The sequence below is a fragment of the Modestobacter sp. DSM 44400 genome (assembly GCF_900107175.1).
Lineage (GTDB): Bacteria > Actinomycetota > Actinomycetes > Mycobacteriales > Geodermatophilaceae > Modestobacter.
Map to the genome: position 1 here is coordinate 1 of NZ_FNOZ01000078.1, position 9,685 is coordinate 9,685.

Here is a 9,685-nt window from a genome sequence, read left to right on the forward strand (position 1 = left end):
GATGGAGTCTTGGCGGACGCCCAACACCTACCTCACGGCCGGTGCGGGCGGGGGACCGCCACCTCAAGTTCTACAAGACCCGGGACAACCTCGCGCGCTGCGGCGCGAAGGCGGTGCGAGTCCCCGTCGAGGACGACGGCCCTGGTTTCAGCCGCATCCCCAAGGGGTCGGGCATGGGCCTGGCGCTCACCCGGCGGGCGCTGGAGACCGTCGGCGGGGCGCTCTCCGTCGGCCTGCACTCACGGGCAGGGGGCGCGCGCGCTGCCATCTCCCTGCCGTTGCTGATGGTGGGTTCCGGCTGCTGTGACGAGCCCGTCCGCGCTGGTTGACGGGCGGGGGGCGCGTGCGACTGGTCCTGTGTGACGATCACCGGCTGTTCGCCGAGCCGTTCGCCGCTGCGCTGACGCTCCGGGGCCACGAGGTGGTCCTCGCCACCGCGCCGGCCGAGGCGATGCGGGCGGTCGAGGAGCACCACCCCGATGTGTGCGTCATGGACCTGCGCTTCCCGGACGGCGATGGCATCGACGCGGTCGTCGAGTTAAGCCGCAGCCACCCGTCGTGCCGGGTGGTGATCCTGACCGGGTCGGACGACGTCGACGACCTGTCGGCGGCCGCCGAGGCAGGTGCAGCCGGTTTCCTGCGCAAGGGGCAGCCGGTCAGCGCGATCTTCGAGGCACTCGACCGGGTGGCGGCGGGCGGGACGTGGTCATGATGCCGCCACCGCGTGCGGCGGCCGTGCCTAGTGACCACGCCCCGTCGCGCCAGCTCGTCAACCGCCTGACCGCCCGTGAGCGACAGGTCCTCCGCCACATCATCGCAGCAGGGGACACCCTCGGTATCGCCCGCGCACTCGGTGTGGCACCCAGCACCGCGCGCACGCACCTGCAGAACGTGCCTGAAGCTGGGTGTCCACACCCGGCTGCAAGCGGTGGCGCTCGTGGTCGCCGCCGGCATCGACGGCGAGCTGTGACCTCCGGCTGTCACAGAAGACGTACCAGCGCGGGGGCACGTTGGGGCCGACGTCCCCCGTGCCCGGCCGGAGCATCGCACCATGCACGTGACTCGCCTCCTGCTGGCCGTCGACCAACGGTCCTTCGCCGAGGCCCTCGCGATGCGTCTAGACGCGGAACCCGGCCTGCACGTGGTGGCCGCGGTGCTCCAACCCGGTGGGGCTCGACCATCGGGTCGGCCCACTCGTCCTCGGCGGTGCCGGTGACCTCGCGGATGACCGACACCATCTCGCGGACCGAGACCCCCTGCCCCAGTCCGACGTTGGCCGTGAGCTCGGTGAGCTCGCCGGCGCCCAGTGCGCGCGCTGCCGCCACGTGTGCCGAGGCGATGTCGGCCACGTGGACGAAGTCCCGGATGCAGGTGCCGTCCGGGGTGTCGTAGTCGTCGCCGAAGATCCGCGGAGCGCGCCGGCGAGTCAGTTGCTCGAACACCATGGGCACCAGGTTGGAGGCGCCCCGGTCGGCCAGTTCCGGCACGCCGGCGCCGGCCACGTTGAAGTACCGCAGGCTGACGTGACGCAACCCGGTCGCCTGACCGACCTCGGCGAGCATCCTTTCGCCGATCAGCTTGGTCGTGCCATAGGGGTTGACCGGTCGGCAGGCCGTGTCCTCGTGGACGACGGCGACGTCGGGTGCGCCGTAGACGGCCGCGCTGTGGAGGAGAAGACGAAGGACGGGACACCGGCAGCGGTCACGGCCTCGAGCAGGACGCGAAGGCTTTCCACGTTCTGGTGATAGTAGTACAGCGGCCGGCGCACCGACTCTTCGACCTGCTTCTTCGCGGCCAAGTGGACGACGCCGTGCACCGAGTGCTCGCGCTGCGTCCGCTCGATCAGCGGACCGTCGAGAGTGCTGCCCTCGACCAGTGGGACGCCGTCCAGCCGGGAGGCATACCCCGTCGACAGGTCGTCCAGCGGGACCACCGACTCGCCGGCCGACCGCATGGCGGCCACGACATGCGAGCCGATGTAGCCGGCGCCTCCGGTCACCATCCACGTCATCGATGCACCGTACCGACGGAGCCCGGTGGGAGTGACCACTCTGTCCCCCACTCGACGAATCTCCTCATCCCGTCCTCACTGTCGTCCAGACGGTCCTGCGGGCTGTTCCTCGGGTAGGAACGTCAGGCCAGCAGCTCGTCTGCCGTCCGGGTGTTCAGGACGCGCTCGACCGCAACGCCGCACTCCACCGCGCGGACGCAGCCGGCATCCTGCCAGTCGAGCTGGCCGGGTGCGTGCGCGTCGGTGTCGATCGAGAAGTCGCAGCCCAGCTCCTCGGCTCTGGTCAGGAGTCTCCGCGGCGGGTCGAGCCGCTCGGGGCGGGAGTTGATCTCCACCGCCGTCCCGTGTTCGACGCAGGCGCGGAAGACGGTGTCGGCGTCGAACTCGCTCTCCGGCCGGGGGCGCTGCCGCTTGCCGCCGGCCTGCTCGCGCTCGACCAGCAGCCGGCCGGTGCAATGCCCGAGGACGTCGGTGTGCGGGTTCTCGACGGCGGCGAGCATCCGTTCGGTCATCTGCGCCCGCGGCGCCCGGAGCTCGGAGTGGACGCTGGCGACGACGACGTCCAGCCTGCCGAGGAGCTCGTCGGTCTGGTCGAGCTCGCCGCTGACCAGGATGTCGCATTCGATGCCGGTGAGGATGCGGAAGGGTGCGAGCTCCTCGTTGAGCGCGGCGACCTCGTCGAGCTGGCGTTCCAGTCGGGCTGCGGTCAGGCCGTTGGCGACCGTGAGCTGGGGGGAGTGGTCGGTGAGCGCCAGGTACTCGTGGCCGATGGTGATGGCGGCCTCGGCCATCTCCCGGATCGGGCTGCCGCCGTCGGACCAGTCGGAGTGGGTGTGCAGATCGCCCCGCAGCGCGGCACGCAAGGCGGCGGCATCGTCGGCCAGCGGTGCCAGCTCGGCGTACCGGTCCTCCAGCTTCGCCAGGTAGTCCGGGACCTCGCCGCGGTGCGCCTCCAGGACGACGGCCGCGGTCTTGTCGCCGATGCCCGTGAGGTCCTTCAGCGTCCGGGTCCGGATGCGCCGGTCCAACTCCGCGGCGTCCAGGCCGGCGATGACGGTGGCCGCCGTCCGGAAGGCCTTGACCCGGTAGGACGGCTCGCGGGCGCGCTCCAGGAGGAAGGCGATCCTCCGGAGCGCGGCCGCGGGCGCCTGCGGTGCGGCGGTCATCGCGTGGGGCTCAGTGCGTGACCTTCTTGACCTGCTTCGCGGCCTTCTTCTGCGCCTTGGCCGCCTTCTTGGAGGCCTTCTCGTAGCTGGCCTCGGCAGCGGCAGCGGCCTTGCCGGCGGTCTTCCTGGTCCACCAGCCCACCGACGGCTTGCCCTCGGTGTCGACGGTGGCGATCAGCAGCCCGCCGAACAGACCGAGGTTCTTCAGGAAGTGGCTGAGCTGGCCGAAGCGCTCCTTCGGGTCGTCGTGCTCCCAGAAGCGGTGACCGGCCAGCGTCGTCGGCACGATCGAGCCGGCGAGCAGCAGAGCGGACAGGCGAGGGAACTTGCCGAGGGCGAAGAGGCTCCCGGCCCCCACCTTCACTGCGGCGTCGATCTTCACCCACTGCTCGACGTCCTTGGACACCTGAACGGGCAGCTGCTTGTCGGCGACCTCGGTGATCTGTTCCACGATCGGAGTGGCACCGGGCACCCGGGACTGCGGGTTGCGCAGGGTGTCGATGCCGCCGTAGATGAACGACGACGCGAGCAACGGCCGGGCGATCCGGCGGACCAACATGGGGAACCTCTTCCTTGGTGGACGTCAGCAGCTGGTGCTCTGCCCGGGCGTGAGCCGGGGCAACCTCTGCCTTCGGACCGTAGTGAGATATCGCGTTCCCCGCCTGGTCAAGCGGGGTCTGTCTCACTCTGTTCGGGCGGCTGGTGCTGTGCGGCAGAGCCGGCGGTCAGCGGATGGTGGGCTGCGGAGCGTGCCGGCCCAGGACGTCGTTGACCGTGAGGTTGGCCGGCAGACCGGCGAGGTGGTCGGTTACCGGGGCGTGCCGGTCGGCCATGCGGATACCGCTGCCGACGACGAGGGCAGCCGCGACGGCGACCAGGAGCCAGGCCAGGGCCATCACCACGACGATCACACCCTCATTCTTAGTGTGGATTCCCACGCCAGACCCGTGGGTTACCCAGGCAAATGCTGACGAAGCTCTGGTCGTCTGTTGGCTGGCGATCGACTCGACGAGCCGCGGATCACACGGCCTGGGGCGGATGTGACGGGATGATGGCCGAGTGGTGAACGGGGATGGCTCGCGCAGCTCGCTAGCTGCCGTCCGCCTGCGCCCGACCGCCGGCTGGATGCTCGGTCTCGCAGCGCTCGGTGGCCTGGTGTTCACCGTCGGGCTCGTCGTCCGGCTGCGCTGCGCGGCCGGTCGCTGTCCGACGCCCCAGATCCGGGAGTTGTTCGACCTGGACGCCATCGGGAGCCTGCCGCGGCTGTTCACGACGGGGCTGTTCCTGGCGGTCGCCGTCCTGAGTGCCCGGGCGGCCGCACGCAGCGACCCGCCGGTGCGCTGGTGGTGGGTGCTGGTCGCGGTCGGCGGCGGAGTGCTCGCGGCGGCGAAGGTCGTGAGCCTGCACTCCGCGGCCGAGCAGCTGGACGGCCGTTGGCTGACGCTCGTCGGCGGCCTGGGGCTGACCCTGGTCGGGTTGCCGCTGCTGTGGTGGGCCGGACGGTGGTGGTCGGTGCCGGCTGCGGGAGCGGTGACGTTCGCGCTGGTCGTCTACGCGGCGGCCGCGCTCGGGCTGGACCAGGTGACCCTGCTGGTGGGCCTGGCGCGGTCCGGGCCGGTCGCGCGGGCGTTCGCCACGTACCTCGAGGAGGGCGGGGAGGCGGGAACGGCGCTGCTGTTGCTGGCTGCCATGGCGCGCTGGCTGCCGCCGTCGTCCCGGAGAGGTGCGTGACCGGAGGCCGCCCGGACGGGCCGGCCTCGGGTCACGCCACGATCTCTTCTCTTGAGCTCGCGGTGAACCGGCTGACGCAGTCGCCCTCGCAGCATCCGGGCGTACTGGTCGCCCGCGGCCGCCCGCGGGCACCCTCGGCCTGCGGGCACCCGAGGGCGAGAGCCTGCAGGTGGCCGTCAGTGATCCGGCGACCGATCGGCTGTGGCGGTCGTGAACCAGTGCGACGTGGTTCGGCCACCGGGGCCGACGACGGCGTACCTGCCTACGGCGGAGCAGCGCCGGTTCGTGCAGGTGCGCGACCGGATGTGTCGGTGGCCGAGGTGCTGACGGCAGGCGGAGCGGTGCGGGTGACCAGGCCCCCGGGCTGGTACTGGGACGGCGAGCCCATCCCGCCCGAGCGGGAGGAAGAGGCACCGCCCGACCCGCTGCGCCAATACGGAGTGCGTTCAGTCGTAAAGGTTGGTCAGGACCGTGTGTGCCTGCAGGACGGTGAAGGTGACCGGGGGTCCGTCGGTGGTCGTGGTTCCGGGTACGTCGACGACCGCGCCGCCGTCGACGGAGTAGGTCGCGCCCCAGGTCGTGGTAACCGACGCGGTGTAGGTGCCCGAGGAGTAGTCGTGGGTGATGGTCTGCTTCGGATAGGGCGAGCCCGGGTCGGTGGTGGTCAGCGTGGTGCCGTCACCGGTGTGCCAGGCGAACCCGGTCGCGCCGGCGGTGATCACGACGGCGAAGCCGCGGATGTCGACGGTGAACGTTCCCGTACGGCCCTCAACAGCAGGTCAGCGGCTCGTTACGGCAGTCAATGGCGCAGGGATGGCACACCACGCATCGTCAATGGCCCGCCGAGTCCGCTCCTCGGAGTCCGGCATCAGGTGGCCGTACGTAGACAGCACAAGCGAGGCGTTCTCGTGGCCCAGGCGTTCCGCAATCGCGACGACGGACTCACCGGCGGCCAGCAGGACCGAGGCGTAATGATGTCGTAGGTCGTGGCTGGTGGTTCCAACAGGGAGGCCGGCCTTCTTGACTGCAGCTCCGAACAGCTCCGATCCGTAACGGTGGTGCGTGAGTCGGGTGCCCGCCTGCGTGCTGAAGATGCTGCCGTCGCTGCCCGGCGGATGCGTCGCGATGTGCCCGGCCAAGGCGTCCGCGACCGTTTGCGGAAGTGGGATGACGCGGCGCGAGCGAGGTGTCTTGGGTTCGGAGCGCACCCTGGCCTTCGGAGCGAACTGCCATTCGATGCGGACTGCTCGACGCAGGAAGTCGACGTCCTCGACTCGCAGTGCCAACAGTTCGCCGATGCGCAGCCCGAGGCCGGCCTGGGTGATGACGAGTGCCCGGTGCCGCTCTGACATGGCATCGGCTAGGTCACGCACCTGTTCCACTGACAGGGGGACAACGCGGGGTCGCTCATAACGAGGGAATGCGATACGCACAACGGGTGAGCTTGGCGCGAGGCGATCCAGCACCGCGCTGGCGTAGATGGACCGCAGAAGCGACACCAGGCTCCGAAGCGTGGAGGGTGCCAACACCTGCGCCCGGTCGCTGGCCCACGCCTGGATCTCAGACGGCCGAACGGCGGCGACCCGGCGGCTACCGAGGCGCGTGCCGGCGATGTGTACCTCGATCAGCCCGGACACCCGGCGGGCCGTTGTCGGCCGGTGAGGTCGAGCTGCCGCCCAGGCTCTCGCGTACTCCGCCACCGTCGTCCGGTCGCTGTGATCGATGTACTGGCCGCGGAGCTTGTCCGCCTCGACGGTGGCGGCGAACCGGTCGGCGTCGCCCTTCTTGCCGAACGTCCTCTTCCGCTGCCGCCCGTCTGGATCACGGAACCGAACGTCGTAGACCTTGGCGTCACGACCGCTCCGGCGGGTCTGGCGCGCCTCAACGCTGGCCATCAGGGGGCCTCGTCGATGTAGGCGAACTCTGCTCGAAGCTCGCCGGGATCGAGCCCCCTACCCCGGATCAGCTCTCGATGGCGTCTTACTTCGTCCTCAGCGCGCCGTTGTAGCTCCTCTCTCAACTCGACGTTGCGGATGTTGACCTCCTTCTCCTCCGTGGTTTCCGCCTCAGTGGCCGCGAGTTGGGCACTTTGGACGGCACCGCGGGCGCGGTTCCACCGCTCGTACAGCTTGTCTAGCTCCCGGAACAGAAGGGGAACGCTCGCCTTCCACGCGGACATCTCCTTCGTGCTGAGCCCCCAGCCCCCATCGCGCAACGCCGCAGGGAACGCTTCCTCGCCTGTGAACCACTGCGCGGCAAGCCACGTAGGGATCACGGTTCCCGGCAGAACTTCGTTCATGGCCTCGCGGCCGATCGGGAAGACGAGCTGCAAGGGCGGAACCTCCAGCGCCCGAGCGAGGACCAACAACTCCGCAACGGACACCGTGTCCCGGCGGCCGGACTCAAGGTTGGCGATCACTGATCGAGGAAGGGGGTGCCCGAGTGTGGCCGTGGCGTCGGCGAGCTGCTGCCCGCTCATCTTGCGATCGCCTCGGAGTCGTTGCACCTGACTGGCAATGGTCGCAGTCAGACTCCGTGGCCATGCGGCGTCTTGTGTCATGCAGACACACTAGCGACACTGTTTGACATCTAGCAAGACAAGTGTGCATCCTGTCGTCAGCACATAAGACACCGAGAGGATGTGCTGTGGTGACACAGACAATGGTGGATCGGCTGCTAAGCGGCCAGGAAGTCGCAGACTTCCTCGGCGTGCCGCTGACGACGCTGTACCAGTGGCGGACGAAGGGCACTGCGCCACGAGCCGTGAAAGTCGGGCGCCACCTTCGCTTCCGCCAGGAAGACGTCGACGCCTGGTGCGACCGCAACGCCGACCAGCCCCGAGCGGGGGCGGCATGACGAACGCCCGCCCCCAGAAGGAGACGGGCGCCGTGCTGAACATGCCGGGCGGGCATGCACACGGTACCGCTTCCCGGCGACAGAACCAGCCCGACGCAGGGTGCAAGACGCTGCACGTCGAGATCGGCCCGAAGCGCACCTCATGGTGTCGCGGTGGCCGCGTCCGCGAACTCCTGGCCCGCGCCGCCGTCCCAACCGTGTTCGACCGTGCCCGCCGCGCCTGGGCCGTGCCAACGAACCGGGTCGATGACGTGCTCGTCGTGGCCGAGCACACCGAACGTCGGTTCGTCACCGTCGAGGAGGTGGCGAGTTGATCGACCTCGACCCCGAACTCGCCTTCGTGGGCGCAATCCTGCACCTGCCCGCCGCCACGGCAGCCGAGGCGCTGTCGCTCATCGGCGAAGACGACCTCGCCGACCCGCACATGCAGGTGATCCTGCGGGCGGCCGGTCTGCTCGTCGGCGAAGAGGTCGACCCGGACCTCTACGCCGTAATGACGATAATTCGGGCCGCCGGTATGGCATCCACGGCGCACGGCATCTCACTGCTCGCGGAGGTCGTCATCGAGGCCGCCGAATCCTGCCCGGTGCCGGCGTCGTGGAAGTTCTACGCGGCCGGGGTGCTCGACCAGGCTGTCCGCCGCCGCGCTATCGAGATGGCCGACCGGATTACCCAGGCGTCCGGCGGACCGCTCGACACCCTGCTAGACCTCGTCCAGGGCGAGGCGACCGCGGTCACCGAGCTGGGGCGTCGGCGCGCTGGCATCGGCAGCGCCGCATCTCGGCTCCGGGTGGTGAGCGCTTGATGGGCACGCTCGGCGACCACCCGAAGACGTGTGACCTGTGGAACAGCGGCGCCTGCACCTGTCCGACGCGGCAGGTTGTCGCAAATCCGACACCTGACGGTCGCAAGTTGCGGCTGCGGTCACTGCAGGAAGTGAAGATCGTCCCCACTCGGTACCTGTGGACTGACTATCTGCCCGTCGCTGAACTGGCGATGCTCGTCGGCAAGCCGGGCGTCGGGAAGTCCACGGTCGCCGCCGACCTCGCCGCCAAGCTGACGACCGGCCGACTCGCCGGCAGCTACCTGGGTCGCTCGCAGCGGGTCCTGTACTCGCTGACCGAGGACTCCGAAGGGACGTTCAAGGCCCGGTTCATCGCAGCAGGTGGTGACCCGGGCCGACTGCATGTCATCGACGTCGTGCAGGGCGAATCCGACGGCAGCCCGTTGCTGGTCGATGCCGACCTCGACCAGATCCGAGCCGCCATAACCGAGCTACGGCCAGCGCTCGTCGTTCTCGACGCGCTCAACTCGTCGCTAGACGGGCAGCAGAACGACAACAGCAACATCCGGCCGCAGTTGGAGAAGCTGAAGGCGCTCGCCCACCAGACGAACACCGCGGTCCTGGGCGTCGGCCACTTCCGTAAGAGCACGAACGGCTCGGAGCCGCTCGACTCGATCGGCGGGGCAGGCGCCTACGGGCAGGTGATCCGGCAGGCCCTCGGCTGTGCCCGCGACGAGGACGAAGGCACCTGCACCCTGTCGGTGATCAAGACCAACGGCCAGGGGCTCGACGTCGCCTCGCTGGCCTACCGGATCGAAGAGGCACTAGGGCGTGTCTCCTGGATCATGTCGTGAGCCAGATGATCATGCTGGCGAGGACGATCCCGGCGCGGTAGTTGACGGCTTTCTTGTCGTAGCGGGTGGCGATGCCGCGCCACTGCTTGAGGCGGTTGAAGGCCCGCTCGACGATGTTGCGGCCCTTGTAGGCGTCTTTGTCGAATGCGTACGGGCGGCCTCCGGTGCGGCCGCGTCGGGTCCGGTTGGCGAGCTGGTCGGCGCGTTCGGGGATCGTGACGACGATGCCTCGGTCGGCCAGCAGAGCCCGGTTGGCCCGAGAGGAGTAGCCCTTGTCGCCCAG

The 9,685-nt window shown here is 69.6% G+C and carries 16 protein-coding genes and 1 pseudogene; 8 read left to right on the top strand and 9 right to left on the bottom strand.

The window, feature by feature from the left end; translation table 11 throughout:
- Window positions 1–41: 41 nt before the first annotated feature.
- Genes BLW04_RS27135 through BLW04_RS29870 form a run of 3 tightly spaced genes read left to right on the top strand, consistent with a single transcriptional unit; the run spans window position 42 to window position 1,392 of the window.
- Window positions 42–329 (top strand): hypothetical protein, encoded by a 288-nt coding sequence (locus tag BLW04_RS27135; RefSeq protein ID WP_091547872.1) that lies wholly within the window; start codon window positions 42–44, stop codon window positions 327–329.
- A 14-nt stretch (window positions 330–343) separates the two neighbouring features.
- Complete coding sequence (locus BLW04_RS23395; RefSeq protein ID WP_175484248.1) at window positions 344–712, top strand: response regulator; 369 nt, start codon at window positions 344–346, stop codon at window positions 710–712.
- Window positions 712–1,392: a LuxR C-terminal-related transcriptional regulator gene (locus tag BLW04_RS29870; RefSeq protein ID WP_371327821.1), complete on the top strand. Its 681-nt coding sequence runs from the start codon at window positions 712–714 to the stop codon at window positions 1,390–1,392. Before BLW04_RS23395 ends, BLW04_RS29870 begins: the two co-directional genes overlap by 1 nt.
- On the opposite strand, the pseudogene BLW04_RS29875 reads toward BLW04_RS29870, so the two are convergent.
- The 5 genes and pseudogenes from BLW04_RS29875 to BLW04_RS23420 all read right to left on the bottom strand — a co-directional run.
- Window positions 1,356–1,598: pseudogene (locus tag BLW04_RS29875) on the bottom strand (NAD-dependent epimerase/dehydratase family protein); the annotation flags it as partial. The gene BLW04_RS29870 and the pseudogene BLW04_RS29875 overlap by 37 nt on opposite strands.
- Entirely contained in the window at window positions 1,574–2,011 is a 438-nt protein-coding gene (locus BLW04_RS28885) for an NAD-dependent epimerase/dehydratase family protein (protein ID WP_371327820.1), read from the bottom strand. The pseudogene BLW04_RS29875 and the gene BLW04_RS28885, both read right to left, overlap by 25 nt.
- Before the next feature lie 122 nt (window positions 2,012–2,133).
- On the bottom strand, window positions 2,134–3,177 hold the full coding sequence (locus BLW04_RS23410) for a PHP domain-containing protein (protein ID WP_091547874.1): 1,044 nt from the start codon (window positions 3,175–3,177) through the stop codon (window positions 2,134–2,136).
- Between the two features lie 10 nt (window positions 3,178–3,187).
- On the bottom strand, window positions 3,188–3,736 hold the full coding sequence (locus BLW04_RS23415; RefSeq protein ID WP_091547875.1) for a DoxX family protein: 549 nt from the start codon (window positions 3,734–3,736) through the stop codon (window positions 3,188–3,190).
- Window positions 3,737–3,902: 166 nt separating this feature from the next.
- Window positions 3,903–4,088 (bottom strand): hypothetical protein, encoded by a 186-nt coding sequence (locus BLW04_RS23420; RefSeq protein WP_091547876.1) that lies wholly within the window; start codon window positions 4,086–4,088, stop codon window positions 3,903–3,905.
- Window positions 4,089–4,302: 214 nt separating this feature from the next.
- Between BLW04_RS23420 and BLW04_RS23425 the strand changes: the two genes are divergently transcribed.
- Window positions 4,303–4,908 (top strand): hypothetical protein, encoded by a 606-nt coding sequence (locus tag BLW04_RS23425; protein ID WP_139306993.1) that lies wholly within the window; start codon window positions 4,303–4,305, stop codon window positions 4,906–4,908.
- Between the two features lie 446 nt (window positions 4,909–5,354).
- On the opposite strand, the gene BLW04_RS23430 is transcribed toward BLW04_RS23425, so the two are convergent.
- From BLW04_RS23430 to BLW04_RS23440, 3 genes are read right to left on the bottom strand one after another with little or no spacing between them, the layout of a single operon-like run.
- A complete protein-coding gene (locus BLW04_RS23430) occupies window positions 5,355–5,630 on the bottom strand; it encodes a hypothetical protein (protein WP_254781913.1) in 276 nt (91 codons plus the stop codon).
- Window positions 5,631–5,687: 57 nt separating this feature from the next.
- Complete coding sequence (locus BLW04_RS23435) at window positions 5,688–6,803, bottom strand: tyrosine-type recombinase/integrase (RefSeq protein ID WP_091547878.1); 1,116 nt, start codon at window positions 6,801–6,803, stop codon at window positions 5,688–5,690.
- Window positions 6,803–7,387, bottom strand: a complete 585-nt coding sequence (locus BLW04_RS23440) for a hypothetical protein (protein WP_175484249.1) — start codon at window positions 7,385–7,387, stop codon at window positions 6,803–6,805. Before BLW04_RS23440 ends, BLW04_RS23435 begins: the two co-directional genes overlap by 1 nt.
- A 182-nt stretch (window positions 7,388–7,569) precedes the next feature.
- Between BLW04_RS23440 and BLW04_RS29390 the strand changes: the two genes are divergently transcribed.
- The 4 genes from BLW04_RS29390 to BLW04_RS26275 are packed head-to-tail and all read left to right on the top strand — an operon-like array spanning window position 7,570 to window position 9,402.
- Window positions 7,570–7,764, top strand: coding sequence for a helix-turn-helix transcriptional regulator (locus BLW04_RS29390; protein WP_091547880.1), 195 nt, complete (start codon window positions 7,570–7,572; stop codon window positions 7,762–7,764).
- Complete coding sequence (locus tag BLW04_RS26265; RefSeq protein ID WP_139306994.1) at window positions 7,761–8,078, top strand: hypothetical protein; 318 nt, start codon at window positions 7,761–7,763, stop codon at window positions 8,076–8,078. Before BLW04_RS29390 ends, BLW04_RS26265 begins: the two co-directional genes overlap by 4 nt.
- A complete protein-coding gene (locus BLW04_RS26270; protein WP_139306995.1) occupies window positions 8,075–8,569 on the top strand; it encodes a hypothetical protein in 495 nt (164 codons plus the stop codon). The genes BLW04_RS26265 and BLW04_RS26270 overlap by 4 nt, the downstream gene beginning before the upstream one ends.
- Window positions 8,569–9,402, top strand: a complete 834-nt coding sequence (locus BLW04_RS26275; RefSeq protein ID WP_139306996.1) for an AAA family ATPase — start codon at window positions 8,569–8,571, stop codon at window positions 9,400–9,402. Before BLW04_RS26270 ends, BLW04_RS26275 begins: the two co-directional genes overlap by 1 nt.
- Here the strand turns inward: BLW04_RS26275 and BLW04_RS23455 are convergent.
- Window positions 9,392–9,685 (bottom strand): transposase (locus tag BLW04_RS23455; RefSeq protein WP_139306997.1); only part of this gene is annotated, 294 nt, incomplete at its 5' end. The two genes, BLW04_RS26275 and BLW04_RS23455, sit on opposite strands and share 11 nt — an antisense overlap.

Coding starts and splice junctions, on each gene's coding strand:
- BLW04_RS28885 (WP_371327820.1), bottom strand. CDS start 2,011: ATGACGTGGATGGTGACCGGAGGCGCCGGCTACATCGGCTCGCATGTC.
- BLW04_RS29870 (WP_371327821.1), top strand. CDS start 712: ATGCCGCCACCGCGTGCGGCGGCCGTGCCTAGTGACCACGCCCCGTCG.
- BLW04_RS23415 (WP_091547875.1), bottom strand. CDS start 3,736: ATGTTGGTCCGCCGGATCGCCCGGCCGTTGCTCGCGTCGTCGTTCATC.
- BLW04_RS23410 (WP_091547874.1), bottom strand. CDS start 3,177: ATGACCGCCGCACCGCAGGCGCCCGCGGCCGCGCTCCGGAGGATCGCC.
- BLW04_RS26275 (WP_139306996.1), top strand. CDS start 8,569: ATGGGCACGCTCGGCGACCACCCGAAGACGTGTGACCTGTGGAACAGC.
- BLW04_RS26265 (WP_139306994.1), top strand. CDS start 7,761: ATGACGAACGCCCGCCCCCAGAAGGAGACGGGCGCCGTGCTGAACATG.
- BLW04_RS29390 (WP_091547880.1), top strand. CDS start 7,570: ATGGTGGATCGGCTGCTAAGCGGCCAGGAAGTCGCAGACTTCCTCGGC.
- BLW04_RS23440 (WP_175484249.1), bottom strand. CDS start 7,387: ATGAGCGGGCAGCAGCTCGCCGACGCCACGGCCACACTCGGGCACCCC.
- BLW04_RS23435 (WP_091547878.1), bottom strand. CDS start 6,803: ATGGCCAGCGTTGAGGCGCGCCAGACCCGCCGGAGCGGTCGTGACGCC.
- BLW04_RS23425 (WP_139306993.1), top strand. CDS start 4,303: ATGCTCGGTCTCGCAGCGCTCGGTGGCCTGGTGTTCACCGTCGGGCTC.